Here is a 21,140-nt window from a genome sequence, read left to right on the forward strand (position 1 = left end):
CTTGCTTCCGGGCTCTCTCGCGAAAGGTGACGTTCATGCTTTTTGGTAAAACGATCCTGGTGACCGGCGTGGCTTCCGGCATCGGCGCCCGCACGGCGGAGTTGGCCGGCCAGATGGGTGCCGAAGTCATCGGCGTCGATGTGCGCGAGCCTGCCAGTGGAAGTGCCGCCTTCATCAAGGGTGACCTCTCCACGGCATCAGGCGTTGCCGAGATCGCGGCACGGCTTCCAGCGCGCCTCGACGCGCTCGCCAATGTCGCCGGCCTCTCCGGCAGCACCGGCGTCGTCTCGACGCTTGCCGTCAATTTCTACGGCCTTCGTGCCCTGTCCGAAGCCGTGGCGCCCCGCCTGCGCGAAGGCGGGGCCATCGTCAATGTCGCCTCGATCGCCGGCTACGGTTGGCGCGCCAATCTCGAGCGGGCGAAGTCGCTGACATCAATCGAAGGCTTTCCCGAAGTGGCGGCAGTTGTCGCCGACCACGATCTCAAGAATGAGGAAGGTTACCCGCTCTCCAAGGAGCTGCTGCTGCTGTGGACGATGCGGGCGGCCCACCAGCCGTTATTCAAGAACCGCGGCATCCGGGTGAATGCTGTCAGCCCCGGGCCGGTGGAAACGCCGATCCTCAAGCAGTTCCGCGCCGTGCTCGGCGACGCCAGGGTCGATAGCGACATCACCCGCGTCGGCCGCGCCGGCACCTCCGCCGATATCGCGCCCGCCGTGCTCTTCCTCTGCTCGGATGGCGCACGCTGGATCAACGGCGCCAATCTTGCCGCCGACGGCGGTCTCGAAGCTTCCATCAACGCCGAAGTCCTCGGCTTCTAGTTCTTGTCCCAAGGAGACCTCCGATGAATATTTCCCTGCTTATCAACGGCGCAGACCGCGCGGCCTCCGGCGGCCGCACCTATGATCGCATCGATCCCTTCACCGAAAAGCTCGCAAGCCGCGCCGCCGCGGCAAGCCTGGAGGATGCTGCCGCGGCAGTCGATGCCGCCAGCGCCGCCTTCGGCGCCTGGTCGAAGACCGGTCCCGGCCAGCGCCGCGCGATCCTGCTGAAGGCCGCCGATATCATGGATTCCAAGGTGGGCGAGTTTACCCGGCTCATGATCGAGGAAACGGGCGCCACCGCGCCCTGGGCCGGCTTCAATGTCATGTTTGCCGCCAATATCCTGCGCGAGGCCGGCGCGATGACGACGCAGATATCAGGCGAAATCATCCCTTCCGACAAGCCGGGCACGCTCGCCATGGGCATTCGCCAGGCCGCGGGCGTCTGCTTGGCGATTGCTCCCTGGAATGCGCCGGTCATCCTCGCCACCCGCGCCATCGCCATGCCGATCGCCTGCGGCAACACCGTCGTCCTCAAAGCATCCGAACAATGCCCCGGCACGCACCGGCTGATTGCGACAGTGCTGACCGAAGCCGGCCTGCCGGCCGGCGTCATCAACGTCCTCACCAACGCGCCGGAGGATGCGCCTGAAATCGTCACCGCGTTGATTGCCCATCCGGCCGTCAAGCGCGTGAACTTCACCGGCTCGACCAAGGTCGGCAAGATCATCGCCGAGACCTGCGGCAAATATCTCAAGCCTGCCCTTCTCGAACTCGGCGGCAAGGCGCCGCTTGTTATCCTCGACGACGCCGATATCGACGGTGCCGTCAATGCCGCCACTTTCGGCGCCTTCATGCATCAGGGGCAGATCTGCATGTCGACGGAGCGGATCATCGTCGACGAGACGATCGCCGATCAGTTCGTCGCCAAACTGGCCGCCCGCGCCAGCCAGCTGCCGGCCGGCGACCCACGTGGCCATGTCGTTCTCGGCTCGCTGATCAGCCTCGACGCAGCGAAGAAAATGGAGGAGCTGATTGCCGATGCGACGGCCAAGGGGGCAAAGCTCGTGGCCGGCGGCAAGCGCTCGGGCACCGTGGTCGAGGCGACGCTGCTCGATCACGTGACGCCCGAGATGCGCGTCTATGCGGAAGAATCCTTCGGCCCGGTCAAGCCGATCATTCGCGTCTCCGGCGAGGAAGAAGCGATCCGCATCGCCAACGACACCGAATACGGCCTGTCCTCCGCCGTCTTCAGCCGGAATGTCCAACGGGCAATGGCGGTTGCGGCGCGGATCGAATCCGGCATCTGCCACATCAACGGCCCGACGGTGCACGACGAGGCGCAAATGCCCTTTGGCGGCGTCAAGGGCAGCGGCTACGGCCGCTTCGGCGGCAAGGCGGGGATCGCCGAATTCACCGACCTGCGCTGGATCACGGTCGAGGATTCCGCCCAGCACTATCCCTTCTGAGCCGGTTTGACGGGCTTCACCGTGCCACGACGCCATTGAGGTCGTGGCACGGTCTATGCTCAGACCGCAAAAGGGATTTCGCACGGCCCTTAGAAAGGTGCTTCAGCGCTTCGATATGGCGTGGGCCGCGAAATAGCGCGGTGCCTATTTGAAAAGGTTCCAGGACCTGTTCTCGGGCTCCAGTCCGGAACCAAAACTTGTCACACGTATTCGTTCGAGAATGGCTTTCGACCTTATGGCGGGCGAGCAAATGGCTTTACACATCAAACGAATCTACGAGCCGAAAGACGATAAGGACGGGGCGCAGATCCTGGTCGACCGGCTATGGCCTCGCGGGTTGAGCAAGCAGGATGCAGCAGTCGATATCTGGTTGAAGGATATCGCGCCAAGCCCGGCGCTACGCCGTTGGTTCGGCCACGACCCCGCGAAATGGACAGAGTTCCAGCGCCGCTATCGAGACGAGCTGGAAAAGAATCCGTCCGCCGTCGAGGAACTGAAACGCCAGATTGGGCGATCGGACGCGACGCTTCTCTACGCTGCGAGAGACCTGCACCACAATCACGCTATCGTTCTTCAGCACTTCGTCGGCGAAGGCTGACACGGCGGTGTGGCCGCATGGATCTACGAAAAATTCGCTCGGCGGAGCGATACCTCCCGCGCATACCATGAATATCGCCGGACTGCAGCCGATGGTGGAAAGCTCTGTTCAATCCTCAATCTCCTGAAACCGCGGAAACGACGTGCGCGGGGAACTGAACCAGCAGGCGCAGTTCTTTTTGCTCGCTGCCGGGACAGAACAAAAAAGCGAATCCCGGAGAAGCGGGCTCAGGAGCACGTATAATCTAGTAAAAATGTAGAGACACTTTAATTTTGGCGTGATCTTATTCCGGAGGGTATGATGAAGATCACAAGACGAGCTTTCACTGCACTGGTCGCAGGTGCCATCGCGACACCTTTGACGCATGTCCGGCCGGCTGGCGCGGCTGACAAGGTCGTGCGTATCGGCTACCAGAAATATGGAACTCTGGTGCTTCTCAAGGGCAAAGGGTTGCTGGAGAAGAAACTCAAATCCATCGACTACACGGTTGAATGGACCGAATTTCCGGGCGGTCCGCAGCTCCTCGAGGCCCTGAACGCCGGTGCTGTCGATTTCGGATCGACCGGCGAAACGCCACCGATCTTCGCCCAGGCCGCGAACGCTCCGCTTGTCTATATCGCACATGAGCCGCCCGCCCCGCGCGGCGAAGCCATACTGGTCCCTAGGGATAGCCCGATAAAGTCGGTCGCGGAGCTGAAGGGCAAGAAGGTCGCCTTCAACAAGGGCTCGAACGTGCATTACCTGCTCGTTAAGGCGCTCGAAGAAGCCGGCTTGACCTATGAGGACGTGGAGCCATCCTTCCTCGCTCCAGCCGACGGCCGCGCAGCTTTCGAGAAGGGCGCGGTGGATGCATGGGTCATCTGGGATCCCTTCCAGGCAGCTGCGGAAGTGGCGATCGAAGCGAGAGAGCTCAGAAACGGCGAGGGCATCGTTCCCAATCACCAGTTCTATCTCGGCACGAGTACGCTGGTTGACGGCCACGCCCAGGCGATCGATGTCTTGATCGACGCCATTTCCGAGATCGACGAATGGACCAAGTCCGATACCGCGGCTGCCGCGGCAGAGCTATCACCGTCGGTCGGCATCCCCGAATCTGTCCTCGTCAAGGCGCTCGAACGTCAGTCCTATGGGATCAAGAGCCTGGATGACTCTGTCGTCGCGCAGCAGCAGAGCATCGCCGACACCTTTTTCAAACTCAAGCTCATTCCCAAGGAGGTGACGATTGCGGACGTTGTCCGCAAGGGCAAGGCGTAGTGCTCATCGACATGGAAGGCGCGGATCTCTGCCTGTAGAAGGGAGGTAGCATGACGGTTCCACTGGTCAGCTTGAGCAATCTGTCGACCGAGGCATCCCCCTCGCCAGAAGAAGCCCCAAAGTGGGCCGCCATTCGAATACATCGATGCTGCAGTAAACACCGGAGCGGACGAAGGGATCTTCAGCACTGAACGCCTCGAACTCGGCGAGCGTTTCGACTTCCGCGATCACGACGGCGGTCGAACCCTTGCCCTCCGCCGGCGGTGCAGAAGGTCCGGAAAGCAAGATGCGGATCGCCGCGCCATTCAGATAGGCCTTGTGTTCCTCGAGCAATCGGGAACGCTCGCCAGCCTTGCCGGGGTCGGATAGCGCATAGCGAGCAACGATCATTGTCTATTCTCCCCTGGCGTCAGCACGAAATCGAAATCGGAGCGCCAGACCGTCGCACGATCGACACGCTCGAAAGGCGCGACCAGGCTGCTTTTCACACCAAACACCGTATCGGATTCCAGATAGGGATCGTCGCCGACAAAAGTGTGGGTTACGAGCTTCTGATAAGCTGAAGCCGTGATCAGGTAATGGGTATGGGCAGGACGGTAGGGATGGCGGCCGAGGCACGTCAACATCTGGCCGACCGGGCCGTCATCCGGGATCGGATAGGAAACCGGCTTTATGCCGACGAAACTATAGGTGCCATCTGCGCCGGTGACGAAGATGCCCCGGTTGTTCCACTTCGGCTGGATATCCGGCTGCTGTACGTCGTAGAACCCATCGGAATTATCCGACCATACATCGATCCGGGCTCCCTCGATCGGATTGCCGTCAAGATCCAGCACTCGGCCGACGAAGAGACAGCTCTCGCCTTTGCCATCGAGTGAGATGTTTTCGCCCATCTGCCGTACAGGCGCCCCTTCGACATGGAACGGACCGAACACTGTATTTTCGGTGGCGCCTGGCGGACGCCGGTTGTTGATCGCATCCACCAGCATCGAGAAACCCAGCGTGTCGCTCAGCAGGATGAACTCCTGTCGCTCGTCATGGCAGAGATGGCCGGTTCGGGTCAGGAAGCCTATGGCCAACTCCCATTCCTCCGGGGTCAGGCTGATATCCTTGGCAAAGGCATGCAGGTGCTTGACAAGCGACGCCATGATTTCGGCCAGACGCGGATTAATGTCCTGCCCCATCCGCGAGTTGACAGCTTCCGCGGATCTCTCTTCGCTGAAATATTCAGGCACGTGGCCATCCTCCTAAGCGTTAACGCGGCCGCGCGCCCTCCCAGGCGCTCTGCAACAAGGCCCGGATCGCTTCCCGTTCGATGGGCCGCGGGTTCCAGTAAGGGTTCTGCTCGGCGAGTTCCGCCGCACGGTCCAGATCGGCTTCCTTCATGCCCAGATCTCGCAGCGCCATGGGGGCGCCGATCGAAGCAGCAAAATCATAAAGACCGCCGCCCAGCGAGCCGCCGAAAAGATAGGCAGCGGGCTCTAGCGCATCCATTGCGGCCTCCGCGTTGTAGGCAGCAGAATGGGGAAGAATGATCGCATGGGTTTCCGCATGCGGCAGATCGAAGCTACCGCCCAGCGTATGGCAAAGCTTGTGATGCAAGGCCATTCCAACCGCTCCGAGCACCGTGCCGCACAGCCAGGAGCCGTAAAGCGCTTCGCTTCGCGGCTCGATATCCCCAGGTGCATTGACGATTTGAGGTAAAGCCTGCTTCAGCGCGCGCAGCCCCTCGACCGCCATCATCGACGAAATGGGATTGCGATCCCGTGCGTAGAGACCTTCGACCGCATGCGCCATTGCATTCAGTCCGCTGCTGACACTCATGTTGACCGGCAATCCCAATGTCAATTCGGGGTCGTAGATCACCACTTCGGGCAGGATGCCGGCCCCGCGGACCGTGGTCTTCTGCCCGTTCTCGGTCTGGCCGAGGATCGGTGTAACCTCCGACCCCGCATAGGTCGTCGCTACCACGATTTGCAGAGCGTCGTTGCGATAGGCGATTGCCTTGCCGAGACCGATCGTCGATCCGCCGCCGATCGCGACGACGCAATCGGCACCGGCTGCGTTATATGTCGCCATCGCGCGCTCGGTCACATCGACCGGCGTATGCATCGTCGCATGGTGGAACAGTCCCGTCGCAAGCGGGCCGAGAGATGCAGCGATCCGTTCAGCCTCCGCTTTCTGGTGCGGGGTCGATAGGATCAGGGCGCGCTTGCGGCCCTGCCCAGTCATTGCATCGGCGAGACGGTTCAACGAGCCGCTCCCGAAGAAGATCTGGGCCGCGCTGCCCGTGTATTTGAAAGGTGCAACCATGCTATCGATCGAGTTTGAAGAGTGAAACCGCGTTGGTGCGACCAATCTTCAGGCGGTCGGCTTCGGAGATGGTCGTGCTGTCGAACCAGTTTGCAGCATGGTCGACGTTTTCGAATGGCCAGTCTGTCGAGAACAGAATTCGGTCCGCTCCGATTTCCAGCATTGCATCGATAAGCGATTGCGTGCGGAAGTTTCCCGACGTCGTGATATAGAAATTCTCGTTGAAATAATCGGCAATCGGGCGTTTGGCCGGATAGTTCTTCTCCACCTTGACCCACGCATTCCGGTTGTCGATGCGCCACATCATGTATGGCAGCCCCTCGCCCATGTGACCAACGATGATCCGCAAAGCCGGATGCTCGTCAAACAGGCCGGATCCCATCAAGCGCAGCGCATGAACGGCGGTCTCCTGGGCGAAGGCCCATGTCGGGCCCATCAGCCAGGAATGGTCAGCATAGATCCGGCTGTCCTCCGGCAGCGGGTTGCGCGGATGCAGATAGAAGGGAACGTTGAGCCTTTCGACTTCGGCCCAGAATGGACGATATTGCGGCAGGTCGTAATATAGCGGCGTCGTTCCGTCGCCTTCCTGGGAGAAGCCATTGACCAGCGCGCCGACGAAACCCATCGTCGTCACGCAGCGCTGCAATTCCTGCGCAGCTGCATCCGGATCCTGCAGGGGCAATGCTGCAAATCCCAGGAAACGGTTCGGGTTCTTGACGCATTGCTCCGCCAGAAAGTCATTGGCGCGTCGGGCAATATCCAGGGCCTTTGCCTTATCCGGGATTGCTTGGACAGCCGGAGCGTTCAGCGACAGGATCATCTTCTCGATGCCGTGGGCATCCATCAACCGCAGACGCTTGTCGTGGATATCCAGGAGACGGGCTGACAGTTCCGTCCAGTAGTCGCCCGGCACGAATCCTGCCGAATCCTGCAGCGTCTCGGGGATGGCGAAATGTTCTTCAAGCGCGATCTTGCCTTGCACGATATAATCTCTTTCCTGTCTTAAATCGAAATACTGCGGATGGCGGATCAGAATTGTCCCTTGGGCGGAAGGCCGAGCAGTTGCTGGCCGGCCATGGTGCCGACGGCATCCCAATTCATGGAAAAATGGCGTCCGACGGCATTTGCATCACGCCATGCCCGCTGGACGGGGTTGGACATCTGGAGGCCGAGGCCGCCTGTCGATGCATTGAGTGCCTCCACGGCCCGAAGGGCCAGGCTGACCGCAAAGGACTGGCTGCGGCGGGCGAGAATGCGATCTTCTTCGGTGATCTCGCCGGTGCCATCCTCGCGGGCCTGGGCCAGTTGCTGCGCCCGGGCAATATCCCGCAGAATGATTTCGCGGGCGGCATCCACGGATGCGGAGGCTTCCGCCACGCGAAGCTGGATCGTCGGAAATTCAGCAATCTTGTTGTTGCCGCCGGCCACTGCACCGCGTGTCACACGGGCCCCCATGTGGTCGATGTAGCTCTCCAGGGCGCCCTTCGCCGCACCGACGGCTGCGCTGCCGAGGCAGAACGGAACCCCCATGAGCAGCGGAATGTTGAAAAGGCCGATACCCTCGTAGCCACGTCCGCCCGGCGTCCTGCCGGAGGTCGCATCCGGAAAGCTCAGAATGCGGTATTCCGGAACGAAGACATCCTTGAGGATCAGGCTTTTTGAGCCGGTGCCCGCGAGGCCCACCACATCCCAAGTCTCGTCAATGGTATAATCGCTGGCAGGAACCAGAAGGAACGCCGGAAGAGGACGTTCCCCCTCGCGATTTGGCGGAATGATTGCCGCACAGAGCGCCCATTGCGCGTTTTCACATCCGCTCGCAAAGGCCCAATCGCCGGATAGCCGGAAACCACCCTCGACGCGTTCCGCCATGCGGACCGGCGCATAGGAACCGCAGAGCAGCGCATCCGGATCGCTGCCCCACACGTCCTGTTGAACCCTTTCATCGAACATGGCAAGCAACCATTGATGCGCGGAAAGAAGACCGGCAACCCAGCCGGTGGAGGCGCAGGCCGCCGACAGTTCGATATTTGCATCGACAAGCTCGGCAAAGGATCCTTGGTCGCCGCCAAAGCGGGCAGGCTTGACGATATCGAAATAGCCGGCGGAGCGCAGCAGATCGATGGAGCGCGCCGGCACACGGCCGGATTTTTCGGTATCGCGCGCGCCGGCCCGGATTTCGTCCAGCATCGGGGCGATGCGATCTGCAAGGCATGCGGTCTTGACCCGCGCCGAGGCGGGAAACAGGGCGGCTGTATGGTTCATGGAACTACCTTCAGTTCTGGGATGCAGGAAGCGCGTGCTGTGGCGCGCAATATTTCGAATTCTCGTACATCAGTGCGATTGTGTTTTCGGAATGGCGTGTATCCACCACCTGCCCGATGAAGATGGTGTGCGTTCCATAGGGAACTGCGCCCATGCGGCGGCAGACAACAGAGGCATGAGCGGAGCCCAGCACCATCATGCCGCGCTCATGGCGAACCCAATCGGCAGCGTCGAACCGACGCTCAGGCGCAATCTTGCCGCTGAAGCCTTCCGATACGGCTGCCTGCCTGTCGGTCAGAATGCTGACTGCGAATTCCGGCACTTCGAGCAGCATGTTATGCAGGTAGGTGCGATTGTTCAGGCAGATGATGAGAGATGGCGGATCCATCGAAAGTGATGTGACGGCGGTCGCCGTCATTCCATGATCCGCGCCGTTGCGACAAGCAGAAATGACCGTCACCGTCGCCGGGAAACGGCGCATGGTCGATCGAAACGCATCGCTGATCGGTGCGGGGGCCGGCGCTATGCCGAGGGCAGCAGTGGCAGACATGATTTCCTCCCGTGTCTCCTTGGCATCTAGATTATTGCATTTGCAACTGTTGTCAACGCAAATTTAAAAATCAGCTGGAAAATGCTTGATCTACCCAGCCCTTCTCGGCGACTGAAAGCCAATCGTGTTGTCAACCCGGTAATTTAGGTGCATGTCGGAGAGAGCCCCCAGCAAGCCGAATCCCGCCAGCAGACAGAGACATGTACAAACTTACCGATTCCGTTCCCTATCTTCTCAATCGCGCCGGCGTGCGGATAGCCGAGGTATTCGCGCAGAGAATCGCCGAAGACAATCTCAGCGTGGCGATGTACCGGGTTCTGGCCATGCTCAAGGAGCGCCGGGAAAGCACCCTGGGGGATCTCGCCGACGTCGTCTCTGTCGAGATTTCGACGCTTTCGCGCCTCGTCGGCACACTGGCCAAGCGCAAGCTGGTATCGCGAACACGGCCGGAAGATAACGGCCGCATCGTCATCGTGAAGCTGACCCCCCAGGGCGAGGCGCTGACGGAAAGGCTCATGCCGCTTGCCGTCGAGCTTGAACGCACTGCGGTCCAGGACATGTCGGACGAGGAGGTCGCAGCCCTGAAGAAGGCGCTGCGCCGCATGCACAGCAACCTGCCGGCAATGTCCGGAAAGGGAAAAGTTGCGAGCTGAAAAGTTTGCAGTTGCAAATATTTTATTCGCAAGTATTTAATAGCGTGTCATCGTTGTCTTGACATAGCCCGTTTGCGGGTGAGTCTGGCGCTGGGAGGAACCACGCCGGCAACGATCCAGGAGGATTTGTACACGGATCGACGCGGACCTGCCGCTGGCAGGAGCGTACTTCCTGTACGCAAATGTATGGGGAGGGAAAATTGGCCATACAAGATCTCGCTATTATCAATGAACGTGTTCGCAGCCCGAATATCATCATCGCCCTTTGCGGTCTGCTGATCCTGTTCGACGGCTATGACCTGATCGTTTACGGCGCAGTCGCGCCGGCGTTGCTCGGTGAAGCCAGTTGGGGCCTGACGCCGGGCATGGTCGGACGGGCTGCCTCCATCACCCTGTTCGGGATGCTGCTGGGCGCTCTCGTTGCCGGAACACTTGCTGACAGGATAGGTCGTCGCAAGGTCATCATCGGCAGTCTGTTGAGCTTTTCCGTGATGATGATCGGCAGCGGTCTTGCGCCGAACTTTCTCGTTTTCGAGGGAACACGCTTTCTCGCCGGCCTGGGTCTTGGCGCTCTTTTTCCAACCGTAACCGCTTTGATCATCGAGTTTTCTCCGCCGAAGCGGAAGGCAATGGCCTATTCGATTGCTCTTCTGGGTTACCTGGCCGGCGGCATCATCTCGGGCATGCTCGGAATGCTGTTGATTCAGAAATACGGATGGCGGCCACTGATGATTATCGGCGGCGCACCGATCCTGCTTCTGTCTTTCTTCATCCGGCTCATCCCCGAGTCCCCCGAATGGCTGGCAACGAAGAACCGCCAGACCGAAGCCAACCAAATTGCAAACCAGTACGGGCTGCCCAATGCCGTCGCCAGGCCTGCTGCGTCACGCCAGGTCGGCATCCGGTCGCTGTTTTCCGAAGGTCGCCTGCTGCCGACATTAAACGCATGGAGCATCCACTTCTGTTCGCTTCTGCTGACATTCGGCATGGTGAACTGGCTTCCGACCATCATGAACAAGATGGGCTATGACCTCGGTTCTGCTCTCCTCTTCTCCGTAACGCTCAATCTCGGAGCCGCCGTCGGCCTCCTGATCGGCGCAAGGATTGCTGACCGCGGAAATGTCAAAATTGTCGTGGCAGGTATGTTTCTTCTCGGAGCCTGCTCGATCTGGTTGCTGACGCAGGTGGATCAGGGCCTCCAGGTCTATGGTCTCGTCGCACTTGCCGGTACGGGAACGATCGGCACCCAGATCCTCGCCAACATTCTCGTTGGAAATCTCTATCCTGTCGAAATCCGCGGAACCGGCCTTGGCTTCTCGCTCGGCATCGGTCGTATCGGCGGCATGATAGGACCGGCTATCGGCGGTGCGGTTCTGGGTGCGGGCCTGGCTCCGCAGTGGAACTTCTACATCTTCGCATCGGTAGGAGCCTTGGGATGCGTGCTCGCACTCATGACGTTGCTATATCGCAAAAAGGCTGATTGACGGCCAGATTGTCGGCAGGTCTGGCATTCAGAACCTGCCGACAATGCAAACCTTGTGAAGCCAAATTCAGCTTGTTTCCAGTAAGCGAGGCTGCTGTACTGGAACGCCGGTCAACAAGCGGCGCGAGCAGACGGTATGGCCGTCCCCATACTGCGGGCAATGCGCCGACCGTCAACAAGATCCAGCCACGTGCTATTCCTTCACTGCACCGGTCATCGATGAGACGTAGTAGTCCACGAAGAACGAATAGAGGATGACCACCGGGAGCGAGCCGAACAGCGCGCCCGCCATCAGCGATCCCCATTCGAAGACGTCGCCGCGCACCAGTTCGGTCAGCACGCCGACCGGGATGGTTTTGTTTTCCGACGACTGAATGAAAGTCAGCGCGTAGATGAATTCGTTCCAGGACAGCGTGAAGGCGAAGATCCCGGCGGAAATCAGCCCGGGTACAGCGAGCGGCAGGATGATCTTGGTGAGAATCTGCCATCTGTTAGCGCCATCCACCAGTGCGCTTTCCTCCAACTCGAAGGGGATCGAGCGGAAATAGCCCATCAGCAGCCAGGTGCAGAAGGGAATGAGGAAGGTCGGATAGGTGAAGATCAGCGCCAGCCGCGAGTCGTAGATCCCGAGCTTGAAGACGATGAAGGCAAGCGGGATGAAGAGGATCGACGGCGGCACGAGATAGGCAAGGAAGATCACCAGACCGACCGAGCGGGAGCCGGTGAAGCGGACGCGCTCGATGGCATAGGCGCCGAAGACCGAGGCCACCAGCGAGAGAAAGGTGGAGCAGACCGCGACCAGCATCGTGTTCCACAGCCAGCCCGGATAGGATGTCTCGAGGAACAGGTATTTGATGTGCTCGAGTGTCGGTCCCACCACCCAGAAGGGACTGTAGTTGCTATAGTCGGTCAGCTGGTCGTTCGGTTTCACCGCGGTGATCGCCATCCAGTAGAACGGGAAGAGCAGCACGAAGACGAAGACGGCCATCGGCAGATAGAGCATCACGATCCGCCGCGGCAGGCGGTTCAGATAGCTCATTCCTTCGGCATTGTCGGTCACGACCTGATCGGCGGCATTTGAATTTATCGACATCGCCCTAATCCTGACCGCCCTGTTGCCATTTGCGCCGCTGCAGGCCGAAGAAGCTGAACATGATCGCGCCGAGCAGGAAGGGCACCATGGCGACCGCGATGGCCGCACCCTCGCCGAGCTGGCCGCCGGGGATGCCGCGCTGGAAGGATAGCGTCGCCATCAAATGCGTCGCATTGACGGGTCCGCCCTTCGTCAGCACGTAGATGAGCTGGAAATCCGTAAAGGTGAAGAGCACAGAGAAGGTCATGACCACGGCGATGATCGGCGTCAGCATCGGCAGCGTCACATAGCGGAAACGCTGCCAGTTCGTGGCGCCGTCGAGCGAGGCGGCCTCCTGCAGCGATGCCGGAATTGTCTGCAAGCCCGCAAGCAGCGAAATCGCCACGAAGGGAATGCCGCGCCAGACATTAGCGACGATGACGGATATGCGCGCGTTTATCGGGTCGCCGAGGAAGTTGATCGGTCCGCTGATCAGCCCCAGCTGCATCAGCGACCAGGAGATGATTGAGAACTGGGAATCGTAGATCCACCAGAAGGCCAGCGCCGAAAGCACCGTCGGCACCACCCAGGGAAGCAGCACGATAGCCCGGAAGAAGGACTTGAACGGCAGGTGCTGATTGAGCAGCATTGCCAGCCAGAGGCCGAGCGCGAATTTCAGCACCGAGGCGACGGAGGTATAAAGAATGGTGTTGAAGACCGACACCCAAAAGACGCTGTCGTCCATCAGGAACTGGTAGTTCTCCAGCCCGATGAAGATGCCGTCGCGGCCGATCCTCGTATCGGTGAAGCCGAGCCAGACACCGAGCCCCAGCGGATAGGTGAGAAAGCAGACGAGGAAGACGGCCGCCGGCAGCATGAACAGGAAGCCGAGCACATTGTTGTTCTGCAGGAGCGAAGAGATCGGCCCGCGTCTATCCTCCGAATTCGCCATCGACATTGCCTATCTCCCAGATTGCACTTGAACTCCCAGATCATTTCGCGGCACGCCGAAGGCCGGCATGCCGCTTGCTTTAAAGCGCGGCTCAGACGCGATAGTAGCGGTTTGCCCGCCGTTCAGCTTCCTTCATCGCATCTTCGGGCGACATCTGGCCGGTGACGGCGGCCGCATACATGTCGACCAGGACGTAGTCGGCCATGGTCGCTGCCGAGGCATAGCCGAGGGGTCCGGCATAGCCGTTCGGACGCAGTTTTTCCGAGGCACGCGCGTAAGGCGCATGGACTGGATCGGATGTCCAGATTGGGTTGTTGGCGAAAGCCTTGAGCGGCTGGCAGCAATAGGCGCTGGAGCCCTGGATCCACGCATTCATCTGGTCGGCTTCCATCATGAACTTGATGTAGGCTTTCGCCGCTTCCGGATACTTGGTGTGCTTGAAGAGAAGCAGCGAGCTCGTCTGGAAAAGCTCGGCGCTCTGACCGACCGGACCGATCGGGAAATTCGTCGTGCGGATGTCCTTGGCGATCTCGGCAAGTTTTGGGTCGTTCTTGGCGGTGTAATAGACCGAGACGCCGTTGGCGATCAGCGACACCTGGCCTGCGAGGAAGGCGCGGTTGTTGTTGACGTCCTGCCAGCTTTCCGTGCCCGGAATGAAGGTGGCATAGAGCTCTTTGGCGTAATTGATCGAAGCCAGCGTTTCCGGGCTGTTGATCGTTACCTTGCTACCCTCGTCGACCATCTTGCCGCCATGGCTCCAGAGCAGCCAATGGGCGTAGTTGTTGCCGTCGCCGACGGCCTTGCCGTGTGGGAAGCCGGCCGGCGTGCCCTTGGCTTTCATCGCCTTGCAAAGCTCGAGGAAACCCGCCGTGTCCTTCGGGAATTCGCTGAAGCCGGCCGCCTTCACGTGAGTGTCGCGATAGACCACCGCATTGCCGATTGCCGTCAGCGGCATGGCGATGAAGGTGTCGCCGCGCGCGGCATAGCCCTTCAGGCCATCATACCAACCGCCATACTTGTTGCCGAGATAGTTGGCGAGCTCGGTCAGGTCGACCAGCTTGTCGGGATACTGGTGAGCGTCGTCGAACCAGCACATGATGAGGTCCGGGCCGGAGCCGACATTGGCCGCGACGGCGGCCTTCGGGCGGATATCTTCCCAGCTTTCCTTGTCGATGCGTACCTGGACACCGGTCGCGTCCATGAATTTCTTGGTGTTTGCAAGCCAGGCCTCCTCGTCGCCCTTGACGAAGGGTGTCCAGCGCAGCAGCCGCAGGCTGGCACCGCTTTCCGGCGTGTAGGTCGGTTCGGCCTGCGCGAAGGTCGGCCGGATGCCGATGCCGGCGGCGCCGGCGACGGCAGCCGAGGCGGCAAGAAAGTCACGTCTCTTAATCCTCATGATACTCCTCCTCTTCAAAACAGCGGGTGCGAACTCTCCGGCACTCACCTCCCGCTTGGTGAACGACGGTCCTTGCATCCCTGAACCGGGGTGCTGCCAACCTGCGGGTGACGGGGGTTCCTCCGCCCCGCGCCACCGCCGGACGGCGTCAGTCGGTCAATCTCCGGCCGCTCTCGGCATCGAAGAGATGAACATGAGCGGCGTCGATCGCAACGCGCAGGGTTTCGCCCGGCCGCGCGCTGACGCGCTCGCGGAAGACACAGCTGAGGTCGCTGCCGCCGAGCCTAAGGATAAGATGCGTCTCGTAGCCGGTCGGCTCGATCACCACGATCTCACCCGGCAGGCCATTGGCGTCGAGCAGAATGTATTCCGGGCGAAGCCCGTAAACGAGGTCGCGACCCAAGGCGTCGACAGGCGGGTTGGAAACCGGGAGCGCCGTGCCGTCCGGCGCCTTGAAACGTGTCGGGTTTTCGGGGTCGAGCCTGCCCTTGATCATGTTCATCGCCGGCGAACCGATGAAACCGCCAACGAAGAGATTGGCCGGCTTGTCGTAAAGGTCGAGCGGCGTGCCGATCTGCTCGACGACGCCGTCATGCATGACGACGATTTTGTCGGCCATGGTCATCGCCTCGATCTGGTCATGGGTGACGTAGACCGTCGTCGTTTTCAGCCGCTGGTGCAGTTCCTTGATTTCGGCGCGCATGGCGACGCGCAGCTTCGCATCGAGGTTGGAGAGCGGTTCGTCGAACAGGAAGACTTCCGGATCGCGGACGATCGCTCGCCCCATGGCGACACGCTGGCGCTGGCCGCCGGAAAGCTGGCGCGGATAACGGTCGAGCAATTTATCGAGACCGAGGATGCCTGCGGCGTATTTCACCCGCTTCTCGGCTTCCGCCTTCGGCGCCTTGTTCAGCATCAGCGAGAAACCCATGTTCTCCTGTACCGTCATATGCGGATAGAGCGCATAGTTCTGGAACACCATGGCGATGTCGCGGTCCTTGGGCGGCAGCGTGTTGACGACACGCCCGCCGATCTTGATCTCACCGCCGGAAATATTCTCAAGTCCCGCCAGCATCCGCAGAAGAGTAGATTTTCCACAACCAGACGGGCCAACCAGGATCACGAACTCCCCGTCGGCAATGTCGATATCGACGCCTTTGATCACCGGAAATGACCCGAATGATTTCCGCACATCCGTGAATTGAACGCCTGCCATACCCACTCCTCCCAGAAATCGAGCGCTACATGCTATGTCTTCGTATTTTCGTATATCTTGCCGGCGGCCTCATCTTCTCAAGGCCCTCAGCCGCTGCAGTCCCGCATATGCGGGTGTGCCTGGGCGGTACTCTCCTCCTATGGGGCGGTTTTAGCCCCGCTCAATCTCATCCGGACGCACCCGGAGCGTCTTCGGCGAGGTAGACCTCGATCAACTCGTCCACCGTGGTTTCGGCGACGAAACCCAGTTGCACCGCGCGTTCAGGCGTAAAGGACTTCGGCCATCCGGCGACGATCCCTTCAATGACCTCGTCGCGGCGGCGATCGATCAAGTCCGCCGCGTCGGGACCGGCAGCACGGCTTAAGGCGGCAATCTGGTCGGCAACGGTGGCGGCGACGCCCGGCATGGTGAGCGTGCGCCGGACACCCAGCGCCGCCGTGTCGAGCGTCGCAGCATGGATCAGGAACTTGATGGCGGAACGCGGGCTTGCCAGCCAATGCTTGACCGTTTCTTCGACCGGGAGAACAGCCCGCTGGCCTGCAAGCGGCTCCCGCAGGATTCCGGAAAAGAAGCCCGATGCGGCGGCATTCGGCGCACCAGGCCGGATCACGATGGTCGGCAACCGAATTCCGACGCCGTCGATAAAGCCGCGCCGCGAATAGTCGGCAAGCAGAAGCTCGGATATCGCCTTCTGGACTCCGTAGCTGGTGAGAGGTGCGAGCACGTAATCGTCGGGAATGGGATCGGGAAACGGCGAGCCATAGACCGCTATCGACGAGGAGAATACGAACCTCGGGACATACGCCTGACGGCTTCCTTCCCGGCGGATCGCTTCCAACAGCGATCGCGTGCCATCGAGATTGACCCGGTAGCCGAGTTCGAAATTGCGCTCGGCTTCGCCGGAAACAATCGCCGCGAGATGGAAGATCACGTCGGCCCGGCGAGACGCCAGGGCTTCCGCTGCGCCGCTTTCGGAAATATCGGCAGCCAGCGCTTCCACCGGCCCGACGACACCCGTGGGTATCGGTGGAGGCGCGATATCCACGAGCGTCATGCGCGTGATTGCGTCGCCGCCGAGGGAACCACCGCGCCCCAGCGTGGCGGCGAGCTTCCGGCCGATCATTCCTCCTGCCCCGACAATGAGAATATGCATCGTGTTTCGCCTCCCTGCGAACTACGAGAAGAGTAGCTTGGTCGTCGTATAAATACGGGTTTCGTGGGTCGCGAAGGCCGCGGATGCTGCGTCGGGATCGCGCGTCTCCAAGCCGGCGAGGATCATCCGGTGGTCGGCGATGCTCGCGGCGATAGTCCCCGGCTGCGAAACGACGCGCTTTCGGTGGCTCAGGAGATAGGAGTAAAGGTCGGCGGCTACATCAGCCAGCACCGCGTTGCCGCTGGAACGGTAGATGGCCGTGTGAAATTCGCGGTCGCAAATCAAAAAACGGACAGGATCGTCACACGCGGCCTCCTGTGCTGCGATCGAATTGCGAAGATAATCGAGAGTTGAAGGCTCGATCTTGACGGCTGCCGCCCTTGCTACTCGCGCTTCGATAAGAAGCCGCGCCTCATGAACATCATCGAGATTGTAGGCTGCAATGTCGCGATAACGCGCCGCTTGAACAGCCAGCTCGCCGACGTCCACGGATGCCACCACGGTTCGCATCCCTTGCGCGACGGAGAGGACGCCGTGGGTGGAAAGGATGAGGATCGCGCCACGCACGGTCTCGCGGCTGACCGAAAGCGCGGAAGCCAGTTCGCGTTCGCCTGGTAGCGGATCGCCCACCTTGAGAATACCGGTTGCAATGAATGTTGTGATCTTCTGGACGACGAAGTCTTTCATCGAGGTCTTCGGCGCCCCGCCGAGCGTCGCAACGTCGTCTTCGAGCATCGCTCGAACATCCATTGCTTTCCCCTCCTCGCCCATAGTTCTACTGGTCCGGTTAGTGGACCAGTAGAACCGAGCTTACGAAGGTTGTCAACGCTTCATGTCCGCAACCTCGTCAATCGATATCATCAGCGCCGAGTTCAAGCGGCTTTGGAGATTCTGCCGAGGCGCTTGATCGCCTGTTCCAGTGGACGCTTGCCATCGCCGTAATATTCCCAGGCAGAGGACTTCGACAGCAGGGCCGGAACGGTGCGGATGGTGAAGCGCTTCGGGTCCAGGTCCGATTTGACCTGGGTCCAGGTCAGTGGCATCGAGATGGTGGCACCCGGCCGGGCGCGCGGTGACAAAGGCGCCACCGCCGTCGCCATCCGGTCGTTGCGCAGATAGTCGAGGAAGATCCGGCCGTCCCTGAGGCTCTTCGTCATTTTGATCAGATAGAGATCGGGATTGTCGCGCGCCATCTGCTGGCACACATCATGGGCGAAACCCTTCGCTTCGGCCCACGAAAGCGGCTTGCGCTTGTTGACCGCAAGCGGAGTGACAACGTGCAGACCCTTGCCGCCGGTCGTCTTGCAAAAGCTGATCAGGCCCAGCGCGTCGAGACGGTCGCGCATTTCCCGGGCCGCTGAAACGACCGCGGAGAATGGCACGTCCGGACCTGGATCGAGGTCGAAGACGAGCCGGCCCGGCACCTCAGGCTGATGCGGTTCGCAATTCCAGGGATGCAGCTCGACGGCGCCGATCTGCGCGACGGCAGCCAAGCCTTCGACACGGTCGATCTGCAGATAGGGCTTTTTGTCGCCAAAGACCTTGACCAGTTCGAGAAGGTTCGAGGTGCCGGGCATCGCATGGCGCTGGAAAAATTGCTCGCCGCCGATCCCGTCGGGTGCGCGGATGACCGAACATGGGCGTCCCTTGATGTGCTCGATCAGCCAGGAACCGACGGTTTCGTAGTAGCGAGCCAGCTCTTCCTTGGTGACGGGTTCGCCGTCATTGGCATTCGGCCATAGCGGCTTGTCCGGGTTTGAAATCAGCACCCCCATGACCTCGGCCTTGGCGCTTTTTCGGCGGACGGGCCTAGCCTTCGCCTGCGCCGCCGGCTGCGGCACGTCAATTTGTGCGGGCTTCGCCGGCCGTTCGGCCTTGACCTCTCTCGCCGGCTTGTCTTCCCGCAGTCCCTTGAAGGCCGCCTGCCGGACAATGCCGTCGGCGGTCCAGCCTGCGAATTCGATTTCCGCCACGAGCTCGGGCTTCAGCCAGGTGACCTCGGCCTCCTTCTTCGGCGCGCCGATGCCGGTGAATGGCGATTTCGCCGTCTCGAGCGCTTTCAACTTCGGCAGCAGCATTTCCACTTTCTTTGCGCCATATCCGGTACCGACGCGGCCGACATAGACGAAGTGGTCGCCACGATAGACGCCGACCAGCAGGGAGCGGAATTTCCCGTTGGTCTTGGCATAGGCGCCGATTACCACCTCATGGCCGGCGCGGCATTTCGACTTCGCCCAGCTTTGGGTACGGCCGGATTGATAGGGTGCATCCCCTTGTTTGGAGATGATGCCTTCCAGCGAGAGCTTGCAGGCAGACCGGAGAACTGCATCGCCGCCAGTCTCGAAATGCTCGACGAAACGGATGCGCGGATCGCTGCCGGCGTCGGACAGAAGGCTTTGAAGCCGCGCCTTGCGCCCGACGAGCGGCAGAGATCGCAAATCCTCGCCTCCCTCATAGAGAAGATCGAAAGCGAAATAGACGAGTTCGCTTGTCTTGCCTTCCGAAAGGGCGGCCTGCAGTGCGGCAAAGTCGGGAGCGCCATGATCGTCGAGGGCGCAGATCTCGCCGTCGATGATCGCATCGGGCAGTGTCGATGCCGCCGCGGCGATCTCTGGGTATTTAGCTGTCCAGTCGAGCCCTTTCCTGGTCTTCAGCGTCACCTCACCATCAAGCACTCGCATCTGGATCCGGTAGCCGTCGAACTTGATCTCGTGAATCCAGCCGGTGCCTGCCGGAGGGCGCTCCAGGGTCTGGCAGAGCTGCGGCGCGATGAAATCCGGCAGATCGACCTGTGTCACCGTCTTGGAGGCTCCTCCAGTTCGGGCATCCTCTTTTCTTTCTTCGGCGGCAAGTCCCTGATTGCTGTCCCAGACCGCATCGGCCTGAACATCGCCACCCTCGACCATGAAAGGCTTGGGCTTGCGGCCTTTGCCGGCCGCAATCATCTCCATGGTACGGCCGGATGCGACCGATGTCTGGTTTTCTTCGAGGATAGTCGCGCCGTTCTCGTCGACAGAAAACTCGTCGTGGTGTTTGATCAGCAGCCAGTTGGTGCGCTTGCCACTATCGCGATCATTGCGCATCCGCACCAGCACGAAGCTGCCGTGCAGGCGTTTGCCTTCCAGCGTAAACTTGAAATCGCCTTTTGCCAGCGCCTGCTCCGGGCTCTTCTTTCCTTCCGGTTCCCAATAGCCCCGATCCCACAGCATCACCGTGCCGCCGCCATACTGGCCTTTCGGAATGGTGCCTTCGAAATCACCATAGTCCAGCGGGTGATCCTCCACCTCAACCGCCAGCCGCTTGTCGTGCGGATCGAGCGATGGCCCTTTCGTGACAGCCCAGGACTTGAAGACGCCGTCCAGCTCGAGCCTGAGATCGTAGTGCAGTCGGGTGGCGTCGTGTTTCTGGATGACGAAGCGACGGCGATTACTGCGCGAGAGACGTTTTTCACCGCTCGGCTCGGCCGTCTTTTGGAAATCGCGCTTCGATCGATAGGTCGATAGTTTGTCACTGGCCATGGTCGTTCCCAAAAGCAACCCTGCCAGCGAAATGCCGGCCGAGGGCTGTAAGTTCCATTACAGTCTTATTCCGGCGCTCATCGGGAAAACGCCCACTTCGTCATCATTGATACTCTAGATGGCCGCATGGCGCACTGGCCGGGGCGGATGCGTGGCAGGCTTCCTCTTCCAGGGGGCCAGAACGACCGCCATGCCGGCTTCGAAACAGGCGGCCACGAAAGCCTCGCGGGCAATGATGCCGGGAATAGCGGCATTGAGGGCACCGCGGCACGTCTTCACCGCTCGATCATGGCGCTCTCCATGACGCAGCGGCCACTCGTTCTCGAGAAAATCCAAGGCCTCGTCGACGCTGGTGAAGGTGCGCTCCAAACCGCACTGCAGCCGGATTATCACCGGCCGGTCCATGGAACATCGTTCAGCGGCATCTTTT

The 21,140-nt window shown here is 60.7% G+C and carries 19 protein-coding genes and 1 pseudogene; 6 read left to right on the forward strand and 14 right to left on the reverse strand.

The window, feature by feature from the left end; translation table 11 throughout:
* Nucleotides 1-35: 35 nt before the first annotated feature.
* The 4 genes from ACS4RR_RS28735 to ACS4RR_RS28750 all read left to right on the forward strand — a co-directional run bounded on the left by ACS4RR_RS28735 (nt 36) and on the right by ACS4RR_RS28750 (nt 4,142).
* On the forward strand, nt 36-821 hold the full coding sequence (locus ACS4RR_RS28735) for a coniferyl-alcohol dehydrogenase (RefSeq protein ID WP_260111162.1): 786 nt from the start codon (nt 36-38) through the stop codon (nt 819-821).
* Between the two features lie 23 nt (nt 822-844).
* A complete protein-coding gene (locus tag ACS4RR_RS28740; protein ID WP_456190499.1) occupies nt 845-2,290 on the forward strand; it encodes an aldehyde dehydrogenase in 1,446 nt (481 codons plus the stop codon).
* Nucleotides 2,291-2,540: 250 nt separating this feature from the next.
* Nucleotides 2,541-2,888, forward strand: a complete 348-nt coding sequence (locus tag ACS4RR_RS28745) for a DUF488 domain-containing protein (protein WP_456190593.1) — start codon at nt 2,541-2,543, stop codon at nt 2,886-2,888.
* Between the two features lie 300 nt (nt 2,889-3,188).
* Nucleotides 3,189-4,142, forward strand: coding sequence for a sulfonate ABC transporter substrate-binding protein (locus tag ACS4RR_RS28750; RefSeq protein WP_017967611.1), 954 nt, complete (start codon nt 3,189-3,191; stop codon nt 4,140-4,142).
* Nucleotides 4,143-4,208: 66 nt separating this feature from the next.
* Here ACS4RR_RS28750 and ACS4RR_RS28755 read toward each other — a convergent pair whose 3' ends face one another.
* The 6 genes from ACS4RR_RS28755 to ACS4RR_RS28780 are packed head-to-tail and all read right to left on the reverse strand — an operon-like array spanning nt 4,209 to nt 9,267.
* Nucleotides 4,209-4,532, reverse strand: a complete 324-nt coding sequence (locus ACS4RR_RS28755) for a YciI family protein (RefSeq protein ID WP_222296191.1) — start codon at nt 4,530-4,532, stop codon at nt 4,209-4,211.
* Entirely contained in the window at nt 4,529-5,377 is an 849-nt protein-coding gene (locus ACS4RR_RS28760) for a dioxygenase family protein (RefSeq protein WP_017967613.1), read from the reverse strand. The genes ACS4RR_RS28755 and ACS4RR_RS28760 overlap by 4 nt, the downstream gene beginning before the upstream one ends.
* Nucleotides 5,378-5,396: 19 nt before the next feature.
* Nucleotides 5,397-6,455, reverse strand: a complete 1,059-nt coding sequence (locus ACS4RR_RS28765; protein ID WP_260111160.1) for a maleylacetate reductase — start codon at nt 6,453-6,455, stop codon at nt 5,397-5,399.
* A 1-nt stretch (nt 6,456) separates the two neighbouring features.
* On the reverse strand, nt 6,457-7,437 hold the full coding sequence (tsdA, locus tag ACS4RR_RS28770) for a gamma-resorcylate decarboxylase (RefSeq protein ID WP_260111159.1): 981 nt from the start codon (nt 7,435-7,437) through the stop codon (nt 6,457-6,459).
* Between the two features lie 47 nt (nt 7,438-7,484).
* Nucleotides 7,485-8,717 carry a flavin-dependent monooxygenase gene (locus ACS4RR_RS28775; RefSeq protein ID WP_260111158.1) on the reverse strand — a complete coding sequence of 411 codons (1,233 nt, stop codon included), beginning with the start codon at nt 8,715-8,717 and terminating at the stop codon, nt 7,485-7,487.
* Nucleotides 8,718-8,727: 10 nt separating this feature from the next.
* Nucleotides 8,728-9,267, reverse strand: a complete 540-nt coding sequence (locus ACS4RR_RS28780) for a flavin reductase family protein (RefSeq protein ID WP_017967617.1) — start codon at nt 9,265-9,267, stop codon at nt 8,728-8,730.
* Nucleotides 9,268-9,467: 200 nt separating this feature from the next.
* On the opposite strand from ACS4RR_RS28780, the gene ACS4RR_RS28785 reads away from it, so the two are divergent.
* Together ACS4RR_RS28785 and ACS4RR_RS28790 are read left to right on the forward strand one after the other, a co-directional pair.
* A complete protein-coding gene (locus ACS4RR_RS28785) occupies nt 9,468-9,920 on the forward strand; it encodes a MarR family winged helix-turn-helix transcriptional regulator (RefSeq protein ID WP_017967618.1) in 453 nt (150 codons plus the stop codon).
* A 182-nt stretch (nt 9,921-10,102) separates the two neighbouring features.
* Nucleotides 10,103-11,404, forward strand: coding sequence for an MFS transporter (locus ACS4RR_RS28790; RefSeq protein ID WP_456190500.1), 1,302 nt, complete (start codon nt 10,103-10,105; stop codon nt 11,402-11,404).
* A 192-nt stretch (nt 11,405-11,596) separates the two neighbouring features.
* Here ACS4RR_RS28790 and ACS4RR_RS28795 read toward each other — a convergent pair whose 3' ends face one another.
* The 8 genes and pseudogenes from ACS4RR_RS28795 to ACS4RR_RS28830 all read right to left on the reverse strand — a co-directional run bounded on the left by ACS4RR_RS28795 (nt 11,597) and on the right by ACS4RR_RS28830 (nt 21,135).
* The gene (locus ACS4RR_RS28795) at nt 11,597-12,496 is read right to left on the reverse strand and encodes a carbohydrate ABC transporter permease (RefSeq protein WP_020397497.1); all 900 of its coding nucleotides are present in this window, start codon (nt 12,494-12,496) and stop codon (nt 11,597-11,599) included.
* A gap of 4 nt (nt 12,497-12,500) precedes the next feature.
* Nucleotides 12,501-13,433, reverse strand: coding sequence for a carbohydrate ABC transporter permease (locus tag ACS4RR_RS28800; protein WP_260111156.1), 933 nt, complete (start codon nt 13,431-13,433; stop codon nt 12,501-12,503).
* An 85-nt stretch (nt 13,434-13,518) separates the two neighbouring features.
* The gene (locus ACS4RR_RS28805) at nt 13,519-14,823 is read right to left on the reverse strand and encodes an ABC transporter substrate-binding protein (protein ID WP_260111155.1); all 1,305 of its coding nucleotides are present in this window, start codon (nt 14,821-14,823) and stop codon (nt 13,519-13,521) included.
* Nucleotides 14,824-14,971: 148 nt separating this feature from the next.
* Nucleotides 14,972-16,039, reverse strand: coding sequence for an ABC transporter ATP-binding protein (locus ACS4RR_RS28810; RefSeq protein WP_260111154.1), 1,068 nt, complete (start codon nt 16,037-16,039; stop codon nt 14,972-14,974).
* 166 nt (nt 16,040-16,205) lie between these two features.
* Entirely contained in the window at nt 16,206-17,192 is a 987-nt protein-coding gene (gene denD, locus ACS4RR_RS28815; protein WP_162115763.1) for a D-erythronate dehydrogenase, read from the reverse strand.
* Between the two features lie 21 nt (nt 17,193-17,213).
* Nucleotides 17,214-17,942, reverse strand: a complete 729-nt coding sequence (locus ACS4RR_RS28820; protein WP_162115904.1) for a FadR/GntR family transcriptional regulator — start codon at nt 17,940-17,942, stop codon at nt 17,214-17,216.
* 122 nt (nt 17,943-18,064) lie between these two features.
* Nucleotides 18,065-20,710, reverse strand: a complete 2,646-nt coding sequence (gene ligD, locus ACS4RR_RS28825; RefSeq protein WP_260111153.1) for a DNA ligase D — start codon at nt 20,708-20,710, stop codon at nt 18,065-18,067.
* A gap of 114 nt (nt 20,711-20,824) precedes the next feature.
* Nucleotides 20,825-21,135 (reverse strand): annotated as a pseudogene (locus ACS4RR_RS28830) (DUF982 domain-containing protein).
* Nucleotides 21,136-21,140 lie beyond the last annotated feature (5 nt).

Origin of the sequence: Rhizobium zaerense, from assembly GCF_051810725.1 — a bacterium.
In the GTDB taxonomy this organism is placed as follows: Bacteria; Pseudomonadota; Alphaproteobacteria; order Rhizobiales; family Rhizobiaceae; genus Rhizobium; species Rhizobium leguminosarum_I.

What these genes read in the sequence shown, in the direction of transcription:
- ACS4RR_RS28750 (WP_017967611.1), top strand. Translation starts at nt 3,189, where the DNA reads ATGAAGATCACAAGACGAGCTTTCACTGCACTGGTCGCAGGTGCCATC.
- ACS4RR_RS28775 (WP_260111158.1), bottom strand. Translation starts at nt 8,717, where the DNA reads ATGAACCATACAGCCGCCCTGTTTCCCGCCTCGGCGCGGGTCAAGACC.
- ligD (WP_260111153.1), bottom strand. Translation starts at nt 20,710, where the DNA reads ATGGCCAGTGACAAACTATCGACCTATCGATCGAAGCGCGATTTCCAA.
- ACS4RR_RS28800 (WP_260111156.1), bottom strand. Translation starts at nt 13,433, where the DNA reads ATGTCGATGGCGAATTCGGAGGATAGACGCGGGCCGATCTCTTCGCTC.
- ACS4RR_RS28790 (WP_456190500.1), top strand. Translation starts at nt 10,103, where the DNA reads ATGTATGGGGAGGGAAAATTGGCCATACAAGATCTCGCTATTATCAAT.
- ACS4RR_RS28810 (WP_260111154.1), bottom strand. Translation starts at nt 16,039, where the DNA reads ATGGCAGGCGTTCAATTCACGGATGTGCGGAAATCATTCGGGTCATTT.
- ACS4RR_RS28765 (WP_260111160.1), bottom strand. Translation starts at nt 6,455, where the DNA reads ATGGTTGCACCTTTCAAATACACGGGCAGCGCGGCCCAGATCTTCTTC.
- ACS4RR_RS28785 (WP_017967618.1), top strand. Translation starts at nt 9,468, where the DNA reads ATGTACAAACTTACCGATTCCGTTCCCTATCTTCTCAATCGCGCCGGC.
- ACS4RR_RS28820 (WP_162115904.1), bottom strand. Translation starts at nt 17,942, where the DNA reads ATGGATGTTCGAGCGATGCTCGAAGACGACGTTGCGACGCTCGGCGGG.
- ACS4RR_RS28780 (WP_017967617.1), bottom strand. Translation starts at nt 9,267, where the DNA reads ATGTCTGCCACTGCTGCCCTCGGCATAGCGCCGGCCCCCGCACCGATC.
- ACS4RR_RS28735 (WP_260111162.1), top strand. Translation starts at nt 36, where the DNA reads ATGCTTTTTGGTAAAACGATCCTGGTGACCGGCGTGGCTTCCGGCATC.
- denD (WP_162115763.1), bottom strand. Translation starts at nt 17,192, where the DNA reads ATGCATATTCTCATTGTCGGGGCAGGAGGAATGATCGGCCGGAAGCTC.
- ACS4RR_RS28745 (WP_456190593.1), top strand. Translation starts at nt 2,541, where the DNA reads ATGGCTTTACACATCAAACGAATCTACGAGCCGAAAGACGATAAGGAC.
- ACS4RR_RS28755 (WP_222296191.1), bottom strand. Translation starts at nt 4,532, where the DNA reads ATGATCGTTGCTCGCTATGCGCTATCCGACCCCGGCAAGGCTGGCGAG.
- ACS4RR_RS28795 (WP_020397497.1), bottom strand. Translation starts at nt 12,496, where the DNA reads ATGTCGATAAATTCAAATGCCGCCGATCAGGTCGTGACCGACAATGCC.
- ACS4RR_RS28805 (WP_260111155.1), bottom strand. Translation starts at nt 14,823, where the DNA reads ATGAGGATTAAGAGACGTGACTTTCTTGCCGCCTCGGCTGCCGTCGCC.
- ACS4RR_RS28740 (WP_456190499.1), top strand. Translation starts at nt 845, where the DNA reads ATGAATATTTCCCTGCTTATCAACGGCGCAGACCGCGCGGCCTCCGGC.